Annotated in this window: 20 protein-coding genes; 11 read left to right on the forward strand and 9 right to left on the reverse strand. The window is 70.7% G+C overall.

Going from position 1 to position 23,941, the window contains the following annotated elements; translation table 11 throughout:
- Positions 1-33: 33 nt before the first annotated feature.
- Positions 34-1,461: an adenosylhomocysteinase gene (gene ahcY / locus BLR04_RS13515; protein WP_090763582.1), complete on the forward strand. Its 1,428-nt coding sequence runs from the start codon at positions 34-36 to the stop codon at positions 1,459-1,461.
- Positions 1,462-1,691: 230 nt separating this feature from the next.
- Positions 1,692-2,927, forward strand: a complete 1,236-nt coding sequence (locus BLR04_RS13520) for an adenosylhomocysteinase (protein WP_090763584.1) — start codon at positions 1,692-1,694, stop codon at positions 2,925-2,927.
- A gap of 34 nt (positions 2,928-2,961) precedes the next feature.
- On the opposite strand, the gene BLR04_RS13525 is transcribed toward BLR04_RS13520, so the two are convergent.
- The gene (locus tag BLR04_RS13525; RefSeq protein ID WP_090763587.1) at positions 2,962-3,597 is read right to left on the reverse strand and encodes a DUF305 domain-containing protein; all 636 of its coding nucleotides are present in this window, start codon (positions 3,595-3,597) and stop codon (positions 2,962-2,964) included.
- Positions 3,598-3,780: 183 nt separating this feature from the next.
- Between BLR04_RS13525 and BLR04_RS13530 the strand changes: the two genes are divergently transcribed.
- Positions 3,781-5,172 (forward strand): LVIVD repeat-containing protein, encoded by a 1,392-nt coding sequence (locus BLR04_RS13530; RefSeq protein WP_090763589.1) that lies wholly within the window; start codon positions 3,781-3,783, stop codon positions 5,170-5,172.
- 96 nt (positions 5,173-5,268) lie between these two features.
- The gene (locus BLR04_RS13535) at positions 5,269-6,654 is read left to right on the forward strand and encodes an LVIVD repeat-containing protein (RefSeq protein ID WP_090763591.1); all 1,386 of its coding nucleotides are present in this window, start codon (positions 5,269-5,271) and stop codon (positions 6,652-6,654) included.
- Positions 6,655-6,669: 15 nt separating this feature from the next.
- Here the strand turns inward: BLR04_RS13535 and BLR04_RS13540 are convergent, their stop codons facing one another.
- Positions 6,670-7,554: an RDD family protein gene (locus BLR04_RS13540; protein ID WP_176903064.1), complete on the reverse strand. Its 885-nt coding sequence runs from the start codon at positions 7,552-7,554 to the stop codon at positions 6,670-6,672.
- Between the two features lie 51 nt (positions 7,555-7,605).
- Here BLR04_RS13540 and BLR04_RS13545 point away from each other — a divergent pair, with 51 nt between their 5' ends.
- A complete protein-coding gene (locus BLR04_RS13545; RefSeq protein WP_090763594.1) occupies positions 7,606-8,598 on the forward strand; it encodes a stage II sporulation protein M in 993 nt (330 codons plus the stop codon).
- Positions 8,599-8,604: 6 nt separating this feature from the next.
- On the opposite strand, the gene BLR04_RS13550 is transcribed toward BLR04_RS13545, so the two are convergent.
- From BLR04_RS13550 to BLR04_RS13570, 5 genes are read right to left on the reverse strand one after another with little or no spacing between them, the layout of a single operon-like run.
- Complete coding sequence (locus tag BLR04_RS13550; RefSeq protein WP_090763597.1) at positions 8,605-9,978, reverse strand: DUF58 domain-containing protein; 1,374 nt, start codon at positions 9,976-9,978, stop codon at positions 8,605-8,607.
- A gap of 37 nt (positions 9,979-10,015) precedes the next feature.
- A complete protein-coding gene (locus BLR04_RS13555) occupies positions 10,016-10,996 on the reverse strand; it encodes an AAA family ATPase (protein WP_090763601.1) in 981 nt (326 codons plus the stop codon).
- Positions 10,986-12,164, reverse strand: coding sequence for a DUF4350 domain-containing protein (locus tag BLR04_RS13560; RefSeq protein ID WP_090763604.1), 1,179 nt, complete (start codon positions 12,162-12,164; stop codon positions 10,986-10,988). Before BLR04_RS13560 ends, BLR04_RS13555 begins: the two co-directional genes overlap by 11 nt.
- Positions 12,161-12,829 (reverse strand): DUF4129 domain-containing protein, encoded by a 669-nt coding sequence (locus BLR04_RS13565; RefSeq protein ID WP_245740231.1) that lies wholly within the window; start codon positions 12,827-12,829, stop codon positions 12,161-12,163. The genes BLR04_RS13560 and BLR04_RS13565 overlap by 4 nt, the downstream gene beginning before the upstream one ends.
- Positions 12,799-14,016: a DUF7847 domain-containing protein gene (locus BLR04_RS13570; protein ID WP_176903065.1), complete on the reverse strand. Its 1,218-nt coding sequence runs from the start codon at positions 14,014-14,016 to the stop codon at positions 12,799-12,801. The genes BLR04_RS13565 and BLR04_RS13570 overlap by 31 nt, the downstream gene beginning before the upstream one ends.
- 271 nt (positions 14,017-14,287) lie before the next feature.
- Between BLR04_RS13570 and mtrA the strand changes: the two genes are divergently transcribed.
- The 6 genes from mtrA (at position 14,288) to BLR04_RS13600 (ending at position 21,368) form a co-directional block, all read left to right on the forward strand.
- Positions 14,288-14,965: an MtrAB system response regulator MtrA gene (gene mtrA, locus BLR04_RS13575; protein ID WP_090763607.1), complete on the forward strand. Its 678-nt coding sequence runs from the start codon at positions 14,288-14,290 to the stop codon at positions 14,963-14,965.
- 18 nt (positions 14,966-14,983) lie between these two features.
- Positions 14,984-16,735 (forward strand): MtrAB system histidine kinase MtrB, encoded by a 1,752-nt coding sequence (gene mtrB / locus BLR04_RS13580; RefSeq protein WP_090763609.1) that lies wholly within the window; start codon positions 14,984-14,986, stop codon positions 16,733-16,735.
- Positions 16,722-18,452: an LpqB family beta-propeller domain-containing protein gene (locus BLR04_RS13585; protein WP_090763612.1), complete on the forward strand. Its 1,731-nt coding sequence runs from the start codon at positions 16,722-16,724 to the stop codon at positions 18,450-18,452. The genes mtrB and BLR04_RS13585 overlap by 14 nt, the downstream gene beginning before the upstream one ends.
- Before the next feature lie 156 nt (positions 18,453-18,608).
- The gene (locus tag BLR04_RS13590; RefSeq protein ID WP_176903066.1) at positions 18,609-19,220 is read left to right on the forward strand and encodes a ComF family protein; all 612 of its coding nucleotides are present in this window, start codon (positions 18,609-18,611) and stop codon (positions 19,218-19,220) included.
- Between the two features lie 611 nt (positions 19,221-19,831).
- Positions 19,832-20,497 carry a ribosome hibernation-promoting factor, HPF/YfiA family gene (gene hpf / locus BLR04_RS13595; protein WP_090763618.1) on the forward strand — a complete coding sequence of 222 codons (666 nt, stop codon included), beginning with the start codon at positions 19,832-19,834 and terminating at the stop codon, positions 20,495-20,497.
- 172 nt (positions 20,498-20,669) lie between these two features.
- Positions 20,670-21,368, forward strand: coding sequence for a response regulator (locus BLR04_RS13600; protein WP_090763621.1), 699 nt, complete (start codon positions 20,670-20,672; stop codon positions 21,366-21,368).
- Between the two features lie 33 nt (positions 21,369-21,401).
- Here the strand turns inward: BLR04_RS13600 and BLR04_RS13605 are convergent, their stop codons facing one another.
- Both BLR04_RS13605 and BLR04_RS13610 read right to left on the reverse strand, forming a co-directional pair.
- Positions 21,402-22,574 (reverse strand): winged helix-turn-helix domain-containing protein, encoded by a 1,173-nt coding sequence (locus BLR04_RS13605; RefSeq protein ID WP_090763624.1) that lies wholly within the window; start codon positions 22,572-22,574, stop codon positions 21,402-21,404.
- 1,014 nt (positions 22,575-23,588) lie between these two features.
- Positions 23,589-23,849: an HGxxPAAW family protein gene (locus BLR04_RS13610; RefSeq protein WP_090763923.1), complete on the reverse strand. Its 261-nt coding sequence runs from the start codon at positions 23,847-23,849 to the stop codon at positions 23,589-23,591.
- Between the last annotated feature and the right edge of the window lie 92 nt (positions 23,850-23,941).

A 23,941-nucleotide genomic window follows, 5' to 3' on the forward strand; every position in this document is an offset into this window, starting at 1 on the left:
GCAGACAACATCAGTGACGCGAGGGGAAACCCGATGGACTTCAAGGTCGCAGACCTTTCACTTGCCGACTTCGGCCGCAAGGAGATCCGGCTCGCCGAGCACGAGATGCCCGGCCTCATGGCGGTCCGCAAGGAGTACGCGGCCTCTCAGCCCCTCCGCGGCGCGAAGATCATGGGCTCGCTGCACATGACCATCCAGACGGCCGTCCTCATCGAGACGCTGGTGGCGCTCGGCGCCGAGGTCCGCTGGGTCAGCTGCAACATCTTCTCCACGCAGGACCACGCCGCCGCCGCGGTCGTCGTCGGCCCCGACGGCACCGTCGACGAGCCCAAGGGCGTCCCGGTGTTCGCCTGGAAGGGCGAGACCCTGGAGGAGTACTGGTGGTGCACCGAGCAGGCCCTCACCTGGCCTGACGGCAGCGCCCCCAACATGATCCTCGACGACGGCGGCGACGCCACCCTGCTCGTCCACAAGGGCGCCGAGTACGAGAAGGCCGGCGCCGTGCCGCCCGCCACGGCCGACGACCCGGAGGAGTGGCACGTCATCATCGACCTGCTCACCCGCACGGTCGGCGCCGACAAGAAGTGGACCAGGATCGCCGAGAGCATCAAGGGCGTCACCGAGGAGACCACGACCGGTGTGCACCGTCTCTACGACATGCACAAGAACGGCCAGCTGCTCTTCCCGGCGATCAACGTCAACGACTCGGTCACCAAGTCGAAGTTCGACAACAAGTACGGCTGCCGCCACTCCGTCATCGACGGCCTCAACCGCGCCACCGACGTGCTGATCGGCGGCAAGGTGGCCGTGGTCTGCGGCTACGGCGACGTCGGCAAGGGCTGCGCCGACGCGCTGCGCGGCCAGGGCGCCCGCGTCATCGTGACCGAGATCGACCCGATCTGCGCCCTCCAGGCCGCCATGGACGGCTTCCAGGTGACGACGCTCGACGAGGTCGTCGGCATCGCCGACATCTTCGTCACCACCACCGGCAACTTCAACATCATCACCGCCGCCCACATGGCGCAGATGAAGCACCAGGCGATCGTCTCCAACATCGGCCACTTCGACAACGAGATCGACATGGCCGGGCTGGCCCGCACCGAGGGCATCACCAGGATCAACATCAAGCCGCAGGTCGACGAGTGGGTCTTCCCCGACGGCCACTCGATCCTCGTGCTCGCCGAGGGCCGGCTGATGAACCTGGGCTGCGCCACCGGCCACCCCAGCTTCGTCATGTCCAACTCGTTCACCAACCAGGTGATCGCGCAGATCGAGCTCTTCACCAAGACCGCCGAGTACCCGATCGGCGTCTACACGCTGCCGAAGCACCTCGACGAGAAGGTCGCCCGCCTCCACCTCGACGCTCTGGGCGTCAAGCTCACCGAGCTGACCAAGGAGCAGGCGGCCTACATCGGCGTCCACGTGGAGGGGCCGTACAAGCCCGACCACTACCGCTACTAGACCGTCGGCGGCCGGGCGCTCCTGACGGGGTCCTCTCCGTCAGGAGCGCCCGCGCACGCGACGCTGGAGGCGCTCCTCGCGGAGCGCTTCCACCCTTCCTTTACGGCAGGCCAGGTCGGCCGCACGCGCCGTAGCCCCGAGCCGTCCGTCCTGGCCGGTCGTGAGGGCTCACGGGCCGGGCGCCGTGACGCGCGCGTCCCTGGCCGTGTTCTTCGGTTTGAAGGCACCCGATGGATCTCAGTGACAGCGGTGAGCGGCAGATCTCCTGGGCCGCGCGTTCGATGCCGGTGCTGACGGCGATCGGCGAGCGGTTCGCGCTCGAACGGCCGCTCGACGGGCTGCGGATCGCCGCCTGCCTGCACGTCACCGCCGAGACGGCCGTGCTCATGGGGGCGCTGAAGTCGGGCGGCGCGCAGATCGCGCTGGCGGCGTCCAACCCGCTGTCGACGCAGGACGACGTGGCGGCGGCGCTGCGCGACTACGGCATCGAGGTGCACGCCCGCGCCGGGGTCGACCGGGCCACCTACTACCGGCACATCCACCGGGCGCTCGACGTCGAGCCCGACCTGGTGCTGGACGACGGCTGCGACCTGGTGAACATCCTGCACACCGAGCGCACCGACCTGCTGGAGCAGGTCAGCGGCGGGTGCGAGGAGACCACGACCGGCATCATCCGGCTGCGCCAGATGGCGGCCGAGGGCGCGCTGCGCTTCCCTGTCGTGGCGGTGAACGACACCCGTACCAAGCGGATGTTCGACAACCGGTACGGCACCGGGCAGTCGACGCTCGACGGCATCATGCGGGCGACCAACACCATGCTGGCCGGTCGTACGGTGGTGGTGGCGGGCTTCGGGTTCTGCGGGCGCGGGGTGGCCGAGCGGGCCAAGGGGCTCGGCGCCCGGGTCATCGTCACCGAGATCGACGCCGTCAAGGCGCTCGACGCCACGCTGCAGGGCTACGAGGTGCGGCCGATGGCCCAGGCGGCGCTGCTCGGCGACCTGTTCGTCACCGTCACGGGCAACCGCGACGTGATCAGGGCCGAGCACCTGTCGGCCATGCGGGACGGCGCGATCCTGGCCAACGCCGGACACTTCGACGTCGAGATCGACGTGCGGGCGCTGGACGAGCTCGCCCACGAGGTGCACAGAGGCGTACGGCCCAACACCGACGAGTACGTCATGCCCGACGGCCGACGCCTGCTGCTGCTCGCCGAGGGCCGGCTGGTCAACCTGACCGCCGCAGAAGGGCACCCGGCCGCTGTCATGGACATGTCCTTCTCCGCCCAGGCCCTCGCCGTGGCCTGGCTCGCGGGGGAGCGGGCCGGGCTCGCGCCGGGCGTGTACGACGTACCGGAGGAGATCGACCACGAGGTGGCCCGCCTCAAACTCCAGGCCACCGGCATCGCCATCGACACCCTGACGGACGACCAGGAAACCTACCTCCACTCCTGGCGCACCGGCTCCTGACCCCACCTGCGCGCGCGGTCCCCGCCTCGCGAAGCTACAGCTGGGACTGGAGTTCTTGCATGCGGCGGATTTCGGCGGTTTGGGTGACATTGACGTCGGCGGCGAGTTCTTCGACGCGGATGTGGGTGCCGTCGGTCAGGACCTGCTCGGACATCTTGATGGCACCGAGGTGGTGGTTGATCATCAGCTCCAGGAACAGCCGGTCGAAGTCCTTGCCCTTGGCGGTCTTGAGCGACTCCATCTGCTCGGGCGTGGCCATCCCCGGCATGCCCTCGTGCGCGGCATGGTGGTCGGGTACCTTCTGGTCCTGCTGCTGCAGCCAGTTGGTCATGAACTGGATCTCCGGCCCCTGGGCGGCCTGGATCCGGTCCGCGAGGCCCTTGACCCGCTCGTTCTCCGCCCGGTTGGGGGCGAGCAGCGCCATGTCCAGCGCCTGCCGGTGATGGACGATCATGTCCTGGACGTAGGTGATGTCGGCCGCGTTCGCCGTCGGCGAGGGCACCGCGGTCGCGGCCTCCTCCGGCCCCAGGGTCCTGGCCTGCTCGCCGGGACGGCCCGGAGCGATCACGGGCGCGGTCGAGTCGGCCCTGGGCGCCTGCTGCGTGGCGCTGGAGCTGCATCCGGAGAGGGCAACGACCGTGCCCACGATGACGATGAGCGCGGAGCGCACCCAACCTCCCATGCTGACGCGGCAAGCCATGCTGGCTCGGTAAGAATGCGAACTTTAGGTGAAGATTGGATGGAATGGAAGGTATCGAACCGGAACAAAATTTGACAGATTGGCCGCTAGTATCCGTTCGGCTCTGGAGTAAGGATTGCGTAGATTTATGCCCCCTTTATCGGAGGTTCCCGAGTGTTCACCCCCCGAAGGGCCGCGGTACTGATCGCGTCCCTCGTCGCCTTCGCCGGTTTCGCGCCGGCCGCACAGGCATCGGACATCCCGGCTCCAGGCGAGATCGCCAAGAGCGCCAACATCAGCCACGTCGCCAACATCCCGAAGCCGGCGCCGTTGGCCGACATCAACACCGACATCGCGTTCCAGGGCGACTACGCCTACGTGGGCAACTACTCCGGGTTCTCGATCTACGACATCAAGAACCCGAAGAAGACGAAGGTCGTCAGCTCGGTCGTCTGCCCCGGTGGGCAGATGGACGTCAGCGTCTACGGCAACCTGCTGTTCGGCTCCGTCGACTCCTCCCGCAGCGACGACTCCTGCAGCAGCACGTCGCAGAGCGCCGCGGTCAAGGAGTCGTGGGAGGGCGTCCGCATCTTCGACATCTCCGACAAGGCGAACCCTCGCTACATCAAGTCGGTCGAGACGAACTGCGGCTCCCACACCCACACGCTGGTGCCTGACCGCAAGGGCAAGGACGTCTACCTCTACGTCTCGTCCTACAGCCCGAGCGCGTCGTTCCCCGACTGCCAGCCGCCGCACGACCTGATCTCGATCATCAAGGTTCCGGTGAACGACCCGACGGCCGCGTCCGTCGTCGGCACGCCGAACCTGTTCCCGGACGGCGGCTTCCCCGGCGTCCCGGGTTCGTACCCGAACGGCAAGTCGGCGACGACCGGCTGCCACGACATCACCGCCTACCCGGAGAAGGGCATCGCGGCGGGCGCCTGCATGGGCGAGGGCATCCTCATGGACATCAGCGACCCCGAGCAGCCTCGGGTCACCGCGACCGTCCGCGACGAGACCAACTTCGCCTTCTGGCACTCCGCCACGTTCAACAACGACGCCACCAAGGTCATCTTCACCGACGAGCTCGGCGGCGGCGGCGCGGCGACCTGCAACGAGGCCATCGGGCCGAACCGGGGCGCCAACGCCTACTACGACATCGTCGGCGGCAAGATGGTCTTCAAGGGCTACTTCAAGATCGACCGCTACCAGGACGACAGTGAGAACTGCGTCGCCCACAACGGCTCGCTGATCCCGGTCAAGGGCCGCGACATCATGGTCCAGGCCTGGTACCAGGGCGGCATCTCCGTCGTCGACTTCACCGACTCGGCCCACCCGAAGGAGATCGGCTTCTTCGAGCGCGGCCCCGACAGCACCGCGCCTCCGCTGAGCGGCGGCTTCTGGTCGGCGTACTACTACAACGGCTACATCTACGGCTCCGACTTCAACCTGGGCCTCGATGTGCTGAAGATCACCGACCCGCGTACGAACCAGGCGAAGAGCGTGAAGATGGACATCCTCAACACGCAGTCGCAGACCTCGTACCCCGAGCACGGTCGTCACTGATCCTCGGCGGTGAGGGCCGCACCGGCCCTCACCGCCCCCTTTTGCTCTCCGCGTTCGACAGGTCCCACCGGACACAGTGATCAAGGAGGCTCCCGAGTGTCATTCGCACGTCGTGCCCTCGCCGTCGTGGCGGCCGCCGCGACGGCATTAGCGCTGGCGGGCATGCCGGCGCAGGCCACCGACATCCCGCCCCCCGACACCGTGGTCACCAGCCGGAACGTGACTCACGTCCTGAACGTCCCGAAGCCGACCCCCATCGCCGGCACCATCAACACCGACATCGCCTTCCAGGGCGGTTACGCGTTCGTCGGCAACTACGGCGGCTTCTCCATCTACGACATCAAGAACCCGAAGAAGACCAAGGTCGTCAGCTCGGTCGTCTGCCCCGGCGCCCAGATGGACGTCAGCGTCTACGGCGACCTGCTCTTCGGCGCCGTCGACGCCTCGCGCAGCGACGACTCGTGCAACAGCACGTCGCAGAGCGCCGCGGTCAAGGAGTCGTGGGAAGGCGTTCGCATCTTCGACATCTCCGACAAGGCGAACCCGCGCTACATCAAGTCGGTGGAGACGAACTGCGGCTCGCACACGCTGACGGTGGTGCCAGGCAAGGGCCCGGACAAGAAGCGCAACGTCTACGTGTACGTCTCGTCGTACTCGCCGTCGGCGACGTTCCCCGACTGCCAGCCGCCGCACGACAAGATCTCGGTCATCAAGGTGCCGCTCAAGAACGCGGCCGCCGCCGAGCTCGCCGCCACGCCGGTCGTCTTCCCCGACGGCGGCAACGAGACCCAGCCCGGCCTGCTGCTGCCGACCAGCGGCTGCCACGACATCACCGTCTACGCCGAGAAGGACATCGCGGCGGGCGCCTGCATGGGCGACGGTGTGCTGTTCGACATCTCCGACCGGCTCAACCCGCGGATCACGGCGCGGACCACCGACCCGAACTTCGCGTTCTGGCACTCCGCCACGTTCAACAACGACGCCACGAAGGTCGTCTTCACCGACGAGCTCGGCGGCGGCGGCGCGGCCACCTGCAACGAGACGGTCGGCCCCAACCGCGGCGCGGACGCCATCTTCGACATCAAGCGCGGTCAGCTCGTCTTCAAGAGCTACTTCAAGCTGCCGCGCCACCAGGACGACACCGAGAACTGCGTCGCCCACAACGGCTCGCTCATCCCGGTCAAGGGCCGCGACATCATGGTCCAGGCCTGGTACATGGGCGGCGTGTCGATCTGGGACTTCACCGACTCGGCGCGGCCCAGGGAGATCGGCTACTTCGACCGCGGCCCGCGCTCCGACGGCTCGGGCGGCGGCATCTGGTCCGCGTACTACTACAACGGCTACATCTACGCGGCCGACTTCAACGAGGGCCTCGACGTCGTCCAGATCAAGGACAAGCTGACGGACGGCGCCAAGCACGTCCGCATGGACGACCTGAACGTGCAGACCCAGGAGTCGTACGGCGGCGGTCACCGCCACTGACCGGCTGAACCGTACTCACTGGGGCGGCGCGAACCCGCCCGGAGTCGCCTGCGGCGGCTCCGGGACGGGTGGCGCCGGAGCGGGGCCCTGCTGTGGCGGCTGCCACGGCGGGGCCTGCCGCATGTCAGGAGCCTGCGGGGGAGTGACGGCGCCGGGCCCCTGCGCGAACCTGGCCTCCTGCCTGCGCCGGCGCTCGGCCAGGACGGCGCTCAGGTACGCGTGCGGCGGCGCTCCGGCGGGCGGCGCGGGCGAGACGAACGTCGCCACCTGCGCCGCGATGCGCATCCCCATCTCGTGCCGGACCGCGGGCGACAGCTCGTGCCAGCGCGTCAGGTACTGGCGGGCGGCCTCCGCCGTCTGGTCGGGGAGCTGGGACAGTTCAAGCGCGGCCGCCCAGCCCGCGAGCTGCGGCGGCATCACGACGCTCTGGTACGCCTGGCGCGGCGCCCGCTCGGAGATCACGATGGTGCCGGCGAACACGTCGCCGAGCCGCTTGCCCCGCTGCGAGACCAGCGACGCGATCAGCGCGGGCGCCCCCGACAGCAGCCACAGCTCCACGATCCCGGCGAGCCCGCGGAACAGCGCCTGCCGGAAGCGCTCAGGGCTGCCGTCGTCGCTGACCACCCGCAGGCCGAGCGCCAGCTTGCCGAGGCTGCGGCCCCTGCTCAGGGACTCGAAGGCGACCGGGTAGCCGACCATCACCGCAATGATCATGACCAGCATGACCGCCGAGAACATCGCCAGGTCGGTGATCGGCGCGAACGCCCCCAGCAGGGCATAGGCGACGAACATCACGACGAACTGGACGACCAGGTCGATCACGATCGCCAGCGCACGGGACGGCATCTGGGCCACGCGCACTTCGACGACGACCGCGTCGCCGGTCACAACCTCTGACATATGTGGAGCCTAACGGCTCTTCCCCGTCGATCGAGCGGCCAGAATGTTCGGGTGGACATCGACGCGTTCGTCACGGCACACCGCCCCGCCTGGGACCGGCTCGACCAGCTCGTCAAGAGCCGCTCGTCCCTGACGGGCGCCGAGGTGGACGAGCTGGTGGAGCTCTACCAGCGGGTGTCGACGCATCTGTCCATCGTCCGCTCGTCCTCGCGCGACCCCATGCTGGTCGGGCGCCTGTCGGCGCTGGTGGCGCGGGCGCGTTCCGCGGTGACGGGCGCGCACGCCCCGGCCTGGCGCGAGCTGACGCGCTTCTTCACGGTGTCGTTCCCCGTGGTCGCCTACCGGGCGCGGTGGTGGTGGCTCGTCACCTCGCTCGCGTTCGTGGCGGTGGCGTTCGTGATGGGCGCGTGGGTGGCGGGCAACCCCGAGGTGCAGGCCACGATCGCGAGCCCCGAGCAGATCACGCAGCTCGTCAACGAGGACTTCGCCGACTACTACTCCGAGAACCCGGCCGCCTCCTTCGCCGGTCGCGTGTGGACCAACAACGCGTGGCTGGCCCTCCAGACCATCGCGTTCGCGGTGGTGCTCGGGCTACCGATCCCCTACCTGCTGTACGTCAACGCCGCGAACGTCGCCGCGTCCGGCGGGCTCATGGCCTCCCGCGACAAGCTCGACATCTTCTTCGGCCTGATCCTGCCGCACGGGCTGCTGGAGCTGACCGCGGTGTTCCTCGCGGCGGCCGTCGGCATGCGGCTCGGCTGGAAGGTCATCGACCCCGGCCCGCGCAGGCGCGTCGAGGTGCTGGCCGAGCAGGGCCGGGCCGTGATGAGCGTGGCTCTGGGGCTGGTCGTGGTGCTGTTCGTGTCGGGGCTGATCGAGGCGTTCGTGACGCCTTCCGGGCTGCCGACGTGGGCGCGCGTCGGCATCGGCGTGCTCGCCGAGGCCGCCTTCATCGCGTACGTGGTCGTCCTCGGCCGCAGGGCGGTGGCCAGGGACGAGACCGGCGATCTCGAACGCGCACCCGACGTCGCCCCGGCCGCCTGACCACGGTCACAGGCGTCCGGCGGCCTTCAACGCGAGGTACGCGTCCGCGAGAGCGGGCGCGATGTCGTCGGGCGACGCGTCCACGACCTCGACGCCGTGCCGCCGCAGCCGGGCCGTGATGCGCCGCCGCCCGAGCCGGGCCTGCTCGGCCGCCGCGGCGTCGTACACCTCCTCGGCCGTGCCGCGGCGGGCCGCCATGGCCGTGACGCGCGGATCGGACACCCCGGCCACCAGCACCAGGTGCCGCGCCGACAGTTGCGGCAGGACCGGCATGAGTCCCTCGTCGAGGGCCGCGGGGTTGAGGTCGGTCAGCAGCACCACGAGGCAGCGCCGCTTGGCCCGCGCCAGGACCGCCGCCACCATGCCCTGCGCGTCGGCCTCGACCAGCTCCGCCTCGATCGGCGCCATCGCGTTGACCAGCGTGGACAGCAGCTCGGTACGCGCCGCCCCACTCACCCAGGCGCGTACGGCCCGGTCGTGGGCGAGGAAGTCGACCCGGTCGCCCGCCCGGGCGGCGAGCGCCGCGAGCAGCAGCGCCGCGTCCATCGACCAGTCGAGCCGCGGCCAGCCCGGCGTGGGCAGCGGATCGGGCCGGGGCAGCAGGCCGCCGGGATCGGGCGTGGCGCCAGCAAGGGGGACGGGCGCCTCGCCCACCCGGCCGGCGGACGTGCGTCCGGTGTCGAGCACGATCAGCACCCGGCGGTCGCGCTCGGGACGCCAGGTGCGCACGACGACGTCATCGCGGCGCGCGGTCGCCCGCCAGTCGATGGAGCGCACGTCGTCGCCCACCACGTACTCGCGCAGGGAGTCGAACTCGGTGCCCTGCCCGCGGACCAGCGCCGGGTGCCGTCCGTCCAGCTCGCGCAGCCTGGCCAGGCGGGACGGCAGGTGCTTGCGCGACAGGAACGGCGGCAGCACGCGCACCGTCCACGGCGCCTGATGGGTGCCCTGCCGGGCGGCCAGGCCCAGCGGCCCCAGCGAGCGCACGGTCACTGCCACGGACGAGCGGTCGCCGCGCCGCGTCGGGGTGAGCGTCATGACGACCTTGCGGCGTTCACCGGCGGGCACGTCGACGCGCGCCACCCGCGGAGCCGCCCCCGCCGACGGCGGCCAGGCGTCCCTCAGCAGACCGCGTACGCGCCGGTCGCCCGCGTTCTCCACCACCAGCTCGACCGTGGCCCGCTCGCCGAGCCTGATCAGGGTGTCGCCGGAGCGGTGGAAGCGCAGCGGGCGCACCGGACCGGCGAACGCCAGGTCGATGACGATCCCGGCGGCCAGCAGCAGGCAGACCCCGGCCAGCGCGGCGCCCGGCTGCGGCGCGAGCAGCACCACGACGATCCCGAGGGCCGCGAGCAGGCCCGCGCGCCCCGTCAGCGCCATCGGCCCGCCACCGCATGAACCGCGTAGGCCGCCGTCATCAGCGCGGAACCGGGACGGAGGCGAGGATGCCGTCGAGCAGGCCGTCGGCGGTCGCGCCCTCCAGCTCGGCCTCGGGCCGCAGCTGGACGCGGTGCCGCAGCGCGGGCCTGGCCAGAGCCTTCACGTCGTCGGGAGTGACGTACGTACGCCCGGACAGCCACGCCCACGCCCGCGCGGCGGCGAGCAGCGCCGTGGCCCCGCGCGGCGAGACGCCGAGCTGCAACGACGGCGAGACGCGGGTGGCGCGGGCGACGTCCACGATGTAGCCGAGCACCTCGGGCGCCACGTGCACCGCGGCGGCGGCCGCCCGCCCCGCGGCCAGGTCGTGGGCCGAGGCGACCGGCTTGACGTGCGACAGGTCGCGCGGGTCGAAGCCGCGCGCGTGCCGGTCGAGCACCGCGATCTCCTGCTCGCGCGGCGGCAGCGGCACGGTCAGCTTGAGCAGGAACCTGTCGAGCTGGGCCTCGGGCAGCTGGTAGGTGCCCTCGTACTCGACGGGGTTCTGCGTCGCGCACACCACGAACGGCTCGGGCAGCGGCCGCGCCGCGCCCTCCACGCTGACCTGGCGCTCCTCCATGGCCTCCAGCAGCGCAGCCTGCGTCTTCGGCGGGGTGCGGTTGATCTCGTCGGCCAGCAGCAGGTTGGTGAACACGGGCCCTTCGCGGAACTCGAACTCCGCGGTCTTCGCGTCGTAGACCAGCGAACCCGTGACGTCGCCCGGCATCAGGTCGGGCGTGAACTGCACCCGCTTGAAGTCGAGCGACAGCGCCGCGGCGAGCGTACGCGCCATCAGCGTCTTGGCCACGCCCGGCACGCCCTCCAGCAGCACATGCCCCCGGCACAGCAGCGCGATGACCAGCCCCGTCACCACCGCGTCCTGGCCGACCACGGCCTTGGCCACCTCGGCGCGCAGCGCGGCCAGCGCCTCTCTGGCCGCGTCGGCCGACTCGGGCGCGCGGTACGTCTCCTCAGAGTTCACTGACCTGCCTTTCCACGGAGTACAAGTGTCCGGCCAACGCGACGAGCCCGGCGTCGTCCGCGGGCGGGGGGCCGTAGAGCGCCGCGATCAACTCCTGCGGGTCGAGCCCCGTACGGGCCGCCAGCGCGGTGACGACCTCGTGCCGTCCGGCGCCCGCGACCAGCCCGAGCCGGGGGACGATCCGGTCGATCGTGCCCTCGCGCAGCACGTCGGCCGCGCGTTGCCTGGCGCGTCTGGCGCGGTAGAGGCGCCCGCGTCCCTCGACCGTCTCGGCGGCCCTGACGACGACCGGCAGCTTCTCGGTCACCACGGGTCCGAGGCGCCTGCCCCGCCAGAACGCGGTGACGGCGAGGGCGATGACTGCCATGGCGAGCGCCCAGCGGATGCTGCCGGGCATCAGGTCCTCCAGCGAGCGGCCGCGCTCGCCCGCGAGGTCGAGGGGCGGCGGGTCGTCGGGACGCACCAGCCACGTGACGGCCTTGGCGGAGCCGACGAGGTTGAGCGCGAGTGCCGCGTTGCCGCCCTCGCTCAGGCGCTGGTTGGTCATGAAGGAGCCGTCGCCGACGACCGTCGTGACGCCGCCGCCGTTCGGGAAGCTGACCAGCAGGTGCCCGTCGCCGGCCGGGTAGCAGCCGGTCGTCCCCCTCGGCCCGGTCATCGAAAGGCCGCCCAGGTAGGCGCTCCCCGCGGCGGTCGCGGCCGGCAGCCGGCAGTCGGGGTCGCGGTCGCGCGAGCGCACGTCCGCGGCGGTCACGCGGACGCCGGAGGCGAGGGTGGACAGCGCCGGCAGGTTGCCGACCACGAGCCGGTCGCCGGGGATGCGGGCCAGGGCGGACTCGTCGGCGTACGTGGCGTCGGTGATCAGCAGGAGCCGGTCACCGGTGCCGGCCCGCCCGGCGGCGGCCGCGGCGGAGTCGACCCGGTCGACCGTGACGCCGCGCTCGCGCAGCAGCGCGGCCAGCGCTCCTGAGCCCACGAGCGAGGTGTCGTCGGGGTCGAGCCGGCGCTGCGGCCCCCGGTCGGGCAGGATCAGCAGGGTCACCGCGGAGACGAGCACGACGAGGACGCCCACCAGCACGACGCCGCGCGCCGAGCGCCAGGCCGAGCGCACGGTGGGGGAACTGGGGTACGACCCCGCGCCCTGCTCGGGACGCGCCTGCACGCTCACGAAGCCCCTCCGCCGTACGCGCCGCTCGCGGTGGTGGTGAGGGTGGGGCGGGCCTGCTGGAGGCGGGTGTCGAGCGACGCCATCGCGTCGTACGCCTCCCTGGTGCCCGGCGCCCCGCCGTAGGTCACGTCGTCGAAGGACCGGGCCGCGCCCGCCAGCTCCGCCTCGAACGAGGGCAGCGACTTCGCCGCCTCGGCCGCGAGCTCGTGGGCCGTACGTCCCGGCATGCCGTCGACCAGCGCGCGGTCCTCCAGGTCGCGGGCGATGGCGCGGAGCCGTTCGCGGACGGCCTCGGCCCAGCGCCCCTCGGCGGCCAGCCCGTCGGCGGCGCGCCTGTGCTCGGCGGCGGTCAGCGTCCGCTCGCCGAACAGCGCTCCCGTCGCAGCGGAGCGCCGGCGCGAGGTGGCCCGCAACCGCCAGGTGACCAGGGAGACCACGCCGAGCAGGATCAACATGATCAGCACGGCGGCGATGACGCCGCCGGTCGTGCCGCCGCCGGTGGCCACGTCGGCGAGGTCGCCGAGGAACTGCATGACCCGCCGGTAGACCAGGTCGAGCAGCGACTCGTGCTGGTATTTCGGGTCGAGGAGCTCGGTCGCTGCCTGGCGGGCCGCCTCGTCCCTGCCGATCGGGCTCACGAACCGGCCGAGTTGGACGGGTGCCACAGGTCGTCGGCCGACTCGTGCACCCACCCCTGGCGCTGCTGCTCGACCGCGGCCGTCTGGAGGACGAGGTCGAACGCCTCACCGCGCATGCGCCGGTCGGCGTACAGCAGGCCGGCCACGGCCGCCTCGAACGGATAGGTGAGCATCGCGCTCAGCGTGTAGCCGACGACGAGGAACAGGGCCGAGACGACGGCGGTGACCGCCGTGGTGCCGCCGAGCACCCCGGCGGCCGTGCCGAACAGGGAGAACGGGAAGCCGATGATGTTGGAGACGAGCAGGCAGAGGACCCAGGTGAGCAGCACGATGCCGAACACGCGCCAGAAGTCGCCGGTCACGAGCCGCCACGAGCGGCGCATGGCGTCGAGCGGGCCCCTGCCCTCCAGCACGACGGCGGCCGGGGCGAACGCGAAGCGCGACTTGAAGAACATGTAGTAGAGGAACCCGAAGGGCAGCATCAGCAGCACCACCAGGTCGACCAGGCCGATCATCTCGGCGGGGGCGCTCACGACGACCGCCACCACGAGCACCACGAAGACGATCAGCGGCGCCACCATGATGACCGCCATCAGCCCCAGCACGCCGAACAGCGCCGGCATCCGGCCCCTGGACAGCCGCCAGGCCTCGGCGGCGCTCATGGTGCCGCCGAAGACGGCGCGGCCGAGGATGCGGGTCAGCACGCCGGTCAGGATGGTGACCACGACGAACTGCACCGCGAGGGAGACCAGACTGCCGCCGAACAGGCCGGCCATCGCGCCGTAGACGTCGTCGGGGGTGGCGTTCACCGGGTCGGTGTAGATGGTGGCCGAGTTGAAGAAGAACCCCTGCGCGACGGCGACGGGGATCGACACCACCAGGGCGGCCACCGCCGACAGGCCGAGCACGGCCTTCGGGTTGGAGCGGAACAGCTTGATCGCGCCGTCGAGCATCTCGCCGAGGCGCAGCGGTCGCAGCGGGATGATGCCGGGCCGCAGAGCCGGCGGTGGCGGCATGTAGCCGTGGCCGTACGGGTGACCCGGATAAGGTGGACGCGGTGTCGCGGGCGCCTGCTCGTACGGTTGGCCGGCGAGCCCTTGCTGCGGTGAGCCGGGTGCGGTCCACGGAGAGGCCGGCGGGGCGCTGTAGGGCGGGGGCTGTTCGGCCGACCAGCCGGGTGGCGTCTCGGGCAGGGAACCGTGACCGTCTGACATATCCCAATCCTGGCATGCTGGGCGGGGCCGTGGTGTCACAGAGGAGTTTCGGCGTCCGCTCTCGCCTGCAATCCCGGGCGAATGTGGACAAGGTTCGCTTACAGGGATGGCAGAAAGTCGCTCTGTTACCGCAGACTGAGGAGAACGATCGCGCGAGGCGGGCTTTCACGTTCGTCTCTCGTAGGCTCATGTGTCACACATGGGTCCGCCGAGGGTAACCTACAGCGATCGTGCGGGTATGTCCCACAATGCGTAGAACGAATGAGGGGCCATGAAAGGTCGCGTGCTGGTCGTTGACGACGACGCCGCTCTCGCCGAGATGCTGGGGATCGTGCTGCGAGGGGAAGGCTTCGAGCCGTCATTTGTCTCCGACGGCGACAAGGCCCTCGACGCGTTCCGGGATACACGCCCGGACCTGGTGCTGCTCGACTTGATGCTGCCCGGCGCGGACGGCATCGACGTCGCCCGCAGGATCAGGGCTGAGTCGGGGGTTCCGATCGTCATGCTCACCGCGAAGAGTGACACCATCGACGTGGTGCTGGGCCTGGAGTCGGGCGCCGACGACTACATTGTCAAGCCGTTCAAGCCGAAGGAGCTCGTGGCGCGGGTGCGGGCGCGGCTGCGCCGTACCGACGAGCCGACCCCCGAGATCCTGCAGATCGGCGACATCACCATCGACGTGGCCGGGCACTCCGTCAAGCGGGGCGACGAGACGATCAACCTCACGCCGCTGGAGTTCGACCTCCTCGTGGCGCTGGCCCGCAAGCCGCGTCAGGTCTTCACCCGCGAGGTGCTGCTGGAGCAGGTGTGGGGCTATCGCCACGCCGCCGACACCCGCCTGGTGAACGTGCACGTCCAGCGGCTCAGGGCCAAGATCGAGAAGGACCCCGAGCACCCCGAGATCGTGGTCACGGTCCGCGGCGTGGGCTACAAAGCCGGCCCGGCCTGATCCTCCCTCTGCCCCGCCATGCCCCCGACGAAGAGACGCCACTCCCGACGGACGTTCCGCCAGATACTGGCCGGTGTCCGTCGGCGGGTGCGTCGTGCGGCGGGGGCGGCGCGCAGCGGGTGGCGGCGCTCACTGCAGCTCCAGGTCGTCACCAGCACGATGGTGATCTCGGTGATCGTCGTGGTGGTGCTGGGCACCTTCCTGTTCGGGCAGATCAACAAGTCGGTCGTGGAGGGCAGCCAGAAGACGTCCGTGGGTGAGGCGTTCGCCGACCGGCTGCAGATCGCCGACGCGCTCGCCCCCAACGTCGCCGACCAGGCCAAGGCCGCCGACGGCGGCCAGCAGGGCTCGGCCAACCCGCTCGACGCGGTCATGAACGCCGTCACGGGCGCGGGCGCCGGCGGCACCCAGAAGCGCTACGACGTGCTGGTGCTCAACCGGAGCCTGCCCGGCGCGTCGCGCGGCTCGGGCAGCGTCGTGCCCGAGGACGTGCCGGCGAGCCTGCAGGCGGGCGTGCAGCGCAACATCCGCGAGCAGCAGTACGACAAGCCCGCCCTCGGCTACATGGAGAAGATCAAGTTCGCCGACGCGAGCCAGGCCCGGCTCACGTACGTCGTCGGTGGCGTCGTCCACGTGCCCGCGAACGGCCAGAACTACGAGGTCTACCACTTCTTCCCGTTCAACGAGGAAGAGGAGCTGCTGGTCAACGTCCGGCTCGCCATCGTCGTGGTGGGTTTCGGGCTCGTACTGCTGCTGGCCGCCATCGCCTACCTCGTCACCCGCCAGGTCGTCACCCCCGTACGGCTCGCCCGCCAGGCCGCCGAACGGCTCGCCTCGGGGAAGCTGGACGAACGCCTCAAGGTGCGCGGCGAGGACGACCTCGCCCGGCTGGCCAACTCGTTCAACGAGATGGCGGCCAACCTCGCGCTGAAGATCCACCAGCTGGAGGAGCTCTCGCACGTCCAGCGGCAGTTCGTCTCCGACGTCTCCCACGAGCTGCGCACGCCGCTGACCACCGTCCGCATGGCCGCCGACCTGCTGTACGACGCCCGCGAGGACTTCGACCCGATGGCCGCCCGCTCGGCCGAGCTCATGCAGAACCAGCTGGAACGATTCGAGTCGATGCTGGCCGACCTGCTGGAGATCAGCCGCTACGACGCCGGCGCCGCCACGCTCGACCTCGAGCCGGTCGACGTCCGCGACGTGGTGCTGCGCGCCATCGGCGACTCCGAGGCGCTGGCCGAACGCCACGCCACCCGTTTCGAGCTGCGGCTGCCCAACGAGCCGTGCATGGCGGAGATCGACAACCGGAGGGTCGAGCGCATCCTGCGCAACCTGCTGTTCAACGCCATCGAGCACGGCGAGGGCCGTGACATCGTGGTCACCGTGGGCGCCGACCGCGACGCCGTGGCGATCGCCGTACGCGACCACGGGATCGGCCTCAAGCCCGGCGAGGAAACCATGGTGTTCGACCGCTTCTGGCGGGCCGACCCGTCGCGGGCGCGCACCATCGGAGGCACCGGGCTCGGGCTCGCCATCTCCCGTGAGGACGCCACGCTGCACGGCGGCTGGCTGCAGGCCTGGGGGCAGCCCGGTGAGGGCTCCCAGTTCAGGCTGACGCTGCCGCGCACCGCGGGGACCGACCTGAAGGGCTCGCCGCTGCCGCTGGTGCCACCCGAGATCGAGATGCGGCGTACGTGGCGCACCGCCATGACGCCGGTGCTGCTGCCCGCGCTCGGAGGAGACGGGGCCGGGCATGCGGAGGACTGAGCGGCTCGGCCTGGTGGCGGCCATCATGGCCCTCCTGGCGTGGTCGGGCACCGGGTGCACCGTGATACCGCCCACCGGCCCTGTCACGCTGAACGACATCAGCGCGGGCGACCCGCTGGGCAAGCCGTTCCAGCGCCTGATCCCCATCGGGCCGCGGCCGGAATGGGGCATCGAGGACACGATCCGCGGACTGCAGGCCGCCATGGCGGCCTACCCCGATGATTCGTCGGTCGTGCTGGAATACCTGACCCCCACGGCGCGGGCCACGTGGAGCCCCGCGGGCCCGGTGACGGTGATCGACGACGCGTTCACGGTCGCCCTGCCCGCGCCGGGCGACGGCAGCGAGATCGTCCAGACCGTCACGCTCAAGGGCAGCTCGGTCGCCACCATCAAGGAGGACGACTCGTACGTGCCCGCGGCGGGGCAGTGGGAGCGGCCGTACGAGCTGGTCAAGGCGAAGGACGGCGGGTACCGCGTCAACGCGCTGCCCCAGGGGCTGCTGCTCACCAGCTCCGACGTCGAACGGGCCTACCGGTCGACGAACCTCTACTACCTCAACCGCAGCACCGAGGACCGCCTCGTCGTCGACCGCGTCCGCCTGCGGATGAAGCCAGGGGAGCGTTTCGCGCAGACCGTGCTGGAACGGCTGCTGAAGCCCCCGACCGAGGCACTGAAGGACGCCGTCTCCACCAGCTTCCCGATCGGCACCACGATCGAGTCGGTCACGTCGGGCGAGGAACGCGTCGTGATCAACCTGTCCGGCCCGCTCGACCCGCTCGACCTCAGCGCCGAGGACGCGGTGCGGGCGCAGATCAGGTACACCCTGAACAACAACGACGTGGCCAAGGGCCGCACCATCGAGCTCCAGGTCGACGGCGAGCAGTACTCCGTCGACCGGCCGGGCTCCGACGAGCACTGGCTGGACGACAGCGGCGACAGCGCCTATTACGTCAGCCAGGGCGCCATCCGCTACCTCGGCAAGGACACCTCCGGCGCGTACGTGCCAGGGGCGGCAGGGGAGCCGCGCGGCGGGTACTCCAAGTTCGCGCTGTCCAAGGAGAGCACCGCGCTGGTCGCGGCGGTGACCTCGACCGGCATCTCGATGGCCCCCCTCACGCAGGGCGGACGCTGGCAGGAGGTCATCCACGGCGAGAAGCTGACGGCGCCGACCTGGCACCGCGACGGGTCCGTGTGGACGTACGACCGCGATGCCGACGTCCTGCTGCGGTACGACCCGGCCGCCGGGCGCGGGCCGCAGCGGGTGTCCGCGCCGAAGCTCGACGGGCTCGACGTCACCCGGCTGCGGATCGCCAGGGACGGCGTCCGGGTGGCGGTGACGACCGGCAAGAACACCGTCCAGGTCGGGGCGCTCACCGGTGAGGGCCCCGGGCTCGTGCTGGGCAACCTGCAGCTGCTCACCACCACCGAGGTGGGCTTCGAGATCACCGACGTGGCGTGGGCCGACGACGAGCACCTGCTCGTGCTCGCACAGAGCAAGGACGGGCAGATACTCAACGAGATCAACGTCGGCGACGGTGAGACCGTGGGCGTGCCGCTGAAGGACCGGCTGGAGTCGGTGACGGCGCTGGACGACCGCGTCCTGGCCGCGGCGACGACCGAGAAGGGCACCAAGATCCTCGAACTCAACCAGGACCGCCAGACCTGGACCCCCCAGATCGACTCCAACGCCGGCACCCCCCTCTTCCCCCTGGGCTGACCCAGGAGCGCCGGCACCCCCTCTTCGCCCCCACCCGGAAATGTCGGTGGGGAGCGGCAAGGTGGGGGTGTGCTGGGGTTGCTTGATCTTTTGTTGCCCTCTGCCTGCGTGGGGTGTGGGGGCAGGGGGGCCTCGTTCTGTGCGGGGTGCCTGGGCGTGCTGACCGGTGCGCCTGCGCGGCGGGGGCCCCGTCCTGGGCCTGCCGGGTTGCCCGACTGCTGGTCGGCCGCTCCTTACGAGGGGGCCGTCCGTACGGCGATCGTGGCGTACAAGGAGCGGGGCGCGGTGACGCTGGCTGGGGTGCTGGCCGAGGCTCTCACGGTCACGGCCGTCGCGGCGGCCCGCGTCCCGGGGCACGGGGCGTGGGCCGGTGGGCGCTTCGCGGTCGTGCCGGTGCCGAGCTCCCGGCGGAGCGTCCGCGCGCGGGGGCACGACGCCGTGGGGCGGCTGGCCGTCCTGCTCACCCGGCGCCTGCGGGCCCTCGGCCTCGACGCCCGCCCGTGGCCGGCGCTGCGGCACGCGCGCGGCGTGGCCGACCAGGCGGGCCTGAGCTCCACGGAACGGCTCGCCAACCTCAAGGGGTCACTCCAGGTAGGCCCCGCCGCGAAAAGCCCTCCAGCGCGCGCTGCGCTGCTCGTGGACGACGTCGTCACGACAGGGGCCACGCTCGCCGAAGCGGCAGGGGCGCTGCGCGCGGCGGGCGTCGCGGTTCCCGCCGCGGTCACGGTGGGCGCGACACGCCGAATATCTTGGAAGACATTACGGTGACTGTGTGTGAAATCAGACCCGCGACAGGGCCCTGACTCACAGGCCACATGTCTCTACCTCCGTAGGTGGACCCGGCCTGATGGGGCAGGCCAGAGCGACTCCACATAACGGGCGTCCGCTGTTGAACCGGACATGGTGGGCCGCTTACCGGCCCCGGCGAACCTCACGGAAAGTGATCCAACGGCCAACCCTCCGGCTGACATTCGCCCTGGATACGGATAGCGTTCTGACATGGCACCCGTTCGGGTCCGTGGTTGCGCAGGGTCGGGGTTCCCGGCTCTGCTAGCCGATGCCAGCCGCAGGCAAAACGGTCCACGTAAGGCGACTCTTTGTCGACCGATCACGGTGCGGCTTAGGAGTAAGTCCTGCCTTCCCGAGGGTCCGGATGTCCCTCGTCAGAAGAGAAGGGCAGTAGTGGCAAGAGTGCCGCGAAATCCTCAGCAGGCGAATGTGGGGTCGAAGACCAGGTCGGCCGGGCGGGTGCCATCAGAGAACCCGGTGTCTCCACGTCGGAAGGGGGAACGGTGAAGAACAAGCAACGAGCGAACCCCGTCCGGCACGCTGTTCGCCGGGCGCTCATGCTCAGTCGTTAGACGAAGGGGGGCTGCTGCATGGACATCATCGTCAAGGGCCGGCACACAGGTGTGAGTGATCGGTTCCGCGACCAGGTGGCGACCAAGCTGGCCAGGATCGAACGTCTGGACAACAAGCTCATCCGAGTGGACGTGGAGGTGTCCAAGGAGCGCAATCCGCGGCTCGCCGATCAGCGCGAACGCGTCGAGCTCACCATTCACTCCCGAGGACCGGCCATCCGGGCCGAGGCGTCGGCCGACGACCGATTCGCAGCCCTCGACCTCGCTCTCGACAAACTGGAAGGCCGCCTGCGCCGGGTGGCCGATCGGCGCAAGGTCCACCACGGCAACCACTGCCCGCCCTCGGTGGCGGAGATCACCGCGACGCTCCCGGGCACCGCGAACGCCACCACCTCCCGCAAGCGTCCGGCCGCCCCCGAGAGGGCGCCCGAGGAGGACACGTACGAGGCGAGCGACAAGACCTACGACGACATCGTCCCGATCGAGATGGACGGCGAAGGGCCGCTCATCGTCCGGGAGAAGTTCCACAAGGCCGAGCCGATGACCATCGACCAGGCCCTGCTGGAGATGGAACTCGTCGGTCACGACTTCTACCTCTTCCGGGACAAGGAGAGCGGCCTGCCCAGCGTCGTCTACAACAGGCGCGGGTACAACTACGGCGTGCTGCGACTCGTAGAGCCCTGATCGCGCGCTGAAAAAGATCTTCTCGACCACCCGAGAACCGCGGCCACGTGCCATCATGGCGGTTCAACGGCTCTGGCCCCCGACGAGGAGGAGACGTGAGCGAGCTCAGTCAGGTGCAGGTGAGCGAGCGAAGCGAGGGAACGGCGGTCGCGAGGCGGATCAAGGAGGCCTCGTGACGGAATCCGGCGAGTCCCGCGCGTCTGCGAGCGAACCGATCCGCGTACTGATCGTGGACGATCACGAACTGATCAGGCGGAGCCTGGCACTGGCGCTGGCCGCTGAGCCCGACATCGAGGTGGTCGGTGAGGCGAGTGACGGACATGAGGCGGTCGAACTGGCCGACCGCCTCATGCCGGACGTCGCCCTCATGGACGTCCGCATGCCCCGCCGCGACGGGATCGAGGCGACGAAGGGCATCAAGGCCTCCGTCCCCAGCACCCGCATCATCATGCTGACGGTGAGCGACGAGGAAGAAGACCTGTTCGAGGCGATCAAGGCGGGCGCGACCGGCTACCTGCTGAAGGACGTCCAGATCAACGACGTCCCCGACGCGGTGCGCGGCGTGCACGAGGGCCAGTCGTTAATCAACCCGGCGATGGCGGCGAAGCTCATCAACGAGTTCGCGTCCATGAGCCGTAAAGAGGCCGAACGGCCGCCACAGCTGCCCGCGCCGCGCCTGACCGACCGCGAGATGGAGGTCCTGCGGCTGGTGGCGAAGGGCATGAACAACCGCGAGATCGCCAAGCAACTGTTCATCTCCGAGAACACCGTGAAGAACCACGTCCGCAACATCCTCGACAAGCTGCAGCTGCACTCTCGGATGGAAGCCGTCGTGTACGCGGTCAGGGAGCGCATGCTCGAGATCACCTGACCGCCGGGGGGGCGGCCGTGCGGGCCGCCGCTCTCAGGCGTTGAGCAGGGGAAGCAGCTCGGGCGGGTCGGCGATCTCGACGCGTACGTCGTCGCAGCCGACCCAGCTGGCGGCCGACCACAGGGCCTCGCGCACCGCGCCGGCCCACTTGGCCGGTGAGAGCCCCGGCTCGAGCGTCACGCGCCGGGCCACGAGGGTGGAGCCCTCGCGCGCCGGGTCGACGCGGCCGATCAGCCGGCCCCCGGAGAGCACCGGCATCGTGAAGTAGCCGTGCACCCGCTTGTGCTTGGGGACGTACAGCTCCAGCTTGTAGACGAAGTCGAACACCCGCTGCGTGCGGCCCCGATGCCAGATCAGCGAGTCGAACGGCGAGACCAGCGTGGTGCGGTGGCGGCCGCGCGGCTCGGAGGCGACGGCGGCGGGGTCGGCCCACGCGCCCGTCCTGCCGCCCCGCGGCCAGCCGGAGACGGTGACGGGCACCAGCCCCGAGGCGCCGCTGAGCAGCGCCTCGTCGAGGATCTGCGCGCGGTGGCCGGTCACGCGCATGAAGTCGGCGAGATCGGCCCGGGTGGCCACGCCGAGCGAGCGACCGGCGATCGCGGCCAGGCGGGTGATGCACTCGTCGTCGGACAGGTCGTCGTTGCGGACGTCGGCGGGGACCGCGCGCTCGGCCAGGTCGTAGACGCGGCGCCAGCCGACCCGGCGGGTGCAGACCAGCTCGCCGATGTCGAGCAGCCACTCCAGGCCGATCTTGGAGTCGGACCAGTCCCACCACGGGCCGCCGTTCTTGGCCCCGCCGACGTCGGAGGTCGTCAGCGGGCCGGAGTCGCGGACCTGGTCGAGGAGCTTGTCGACGCCGTCGGGCACCTGGTGCCAGCGCTGGCGGCGGTCGCGGTAGGCGCGGCGGCGGAAGGCGTAGAGCGGCCAGTGCTCGATGGGCAGGATGCAGGCGGCGTGGCACCAGTACTCGAAGCTGCGCGCCGGGTTGTGCCAGTAGGCCTGCTCGACCGCCGACCGGCCGACCGCGCCCAGGCGGGCATAGGCGACCAACTCGTGCGAACGGGCCAGGACGGAGATCGTGTCGAGCTGTACGGCGCCCAGGCGGCGCAGCATCTGCTGCGTGCCGCCCTTGCGGGCGTCGGCGCCGAGCAGCCCCTGCGCGCGCAGGATGACCCGGCGCGCCTCGTCGGCGGTGAGATCGATCATGGCTGCGAATCCGTACGGCGGTCCATGCGTGCAATCTACTGACCACCCCCGACAAAAACCGCCCCCTCAACGACCTCCCCCAGTGACAGACCCGTGCCACAGCAACCACCCCCCACCGGGACGGCCGCCTTTTCAGCCCTGAGCGTCGCGACGACTCCTCCCCACCAGGACGGCCGCCCCGTCAGCTCTGAGCGTCGCGACGACTCCTCCCCACCGGGACGGCCGCCCCGTCAGCCCTGAGCGTCACGACGACTCCTCCCAACAGGCCACCTCCCTCTGTCGCCGTCCCGCCGGTGGCGGGCGCCGCGGCCACCGCCCCGACAGAACCGCCTCCCGTGACGGCCGTCCCACCGGTGACGGCGTCGTGTTCCGGCGTCTGCTCCTGGCAGACGGCCTCTCTCTATGGCCGTCCGGCGGGTGATGGGTGCTGGGTCGTGACGATTGCCCCTGACGGAACCGGGTCGTGCGACGGCCGTCCCGCCGGTGACGGGCGTCGTGTTGCGGCGAGGGCTGCCGACAAGCCCTCCGCGGCGGCCCTCGCCGCTGCGTAGCGGGTGCAGGGTTGCGGTGATCGCTGCCGGCAGAACCGCCTCCCCGACGCCGTGCCGCGCGTAGCACCGCGGCGACCGCCACCGCGTCGCCTCGCGGGCGGGGTTGGCTGTGGGGGAAGTAAGCAGCGGCGGAGCGGCTGCAGGCGTGGGGCGCTGCGTCGCGGCCTATCGCCCCGGCAGGGCCGCCTCTCTCCGGTGGCGGGTGGTGCGGCGCGGTGGGGTTGCTGCGGGAGGCAAGCAGCCGGGGAGCGGCTGTAGGCGTGGGGGGACCGGCAACGGCGGGGGAGTGGGGGAGGCTGTGGGCGGGGTCAGGGGAGGGCGTGCATGGGTGGCGCGGGGGTTCAGGTCGGAGGGCGACACGCCCGGGGTGGGGTGTAGCGAAGGTTTTGGATGGTTGTGAAGGTGGGGCGGACATGAAAACGGCGGGCTGCCCTGTGAAGGGAGCCCGCCGACCGAGTGCGACTCAGCGGTGATCTTCAGCGCGCAAGCCCACACGCGGGGCGTCGATCACGACGTCGGTGAAGATATCGAAGACGAGGGCAAGGATTCCGCCGACGACGAACAGCCCGGCGCCGATCCAGACCAGCATCCAGTTTGAGGCCGTCAGCCCGAAGCCCGCCACGATCGTGCCCACCAGCATCACGGCGACCGAGAGCCACGAGGACGCGCGTCCTCCGTGACTGCCCAGGTGCTCGGTTTGCTCCGACTTCTTCCCCTCAACCATCACTGCATCCTTCCTTTGCCGGTCATCCCGCTTATCCGTGCGAGCCGGCTGTCAACCGGCATACCCTCTGCCTTACCCCATTCTCCCAGACA

The sequence above is a fragment of the Nonomuraea maritima genome, from assembly GCF_900100395.1.
Taxonomy (GTDB): Bacteria; Actinomycetota; Actinomycetes; order Streptosporangiales; family Streptosporangiaceae; genus Nonomuraea; species Nonomuraea maritima.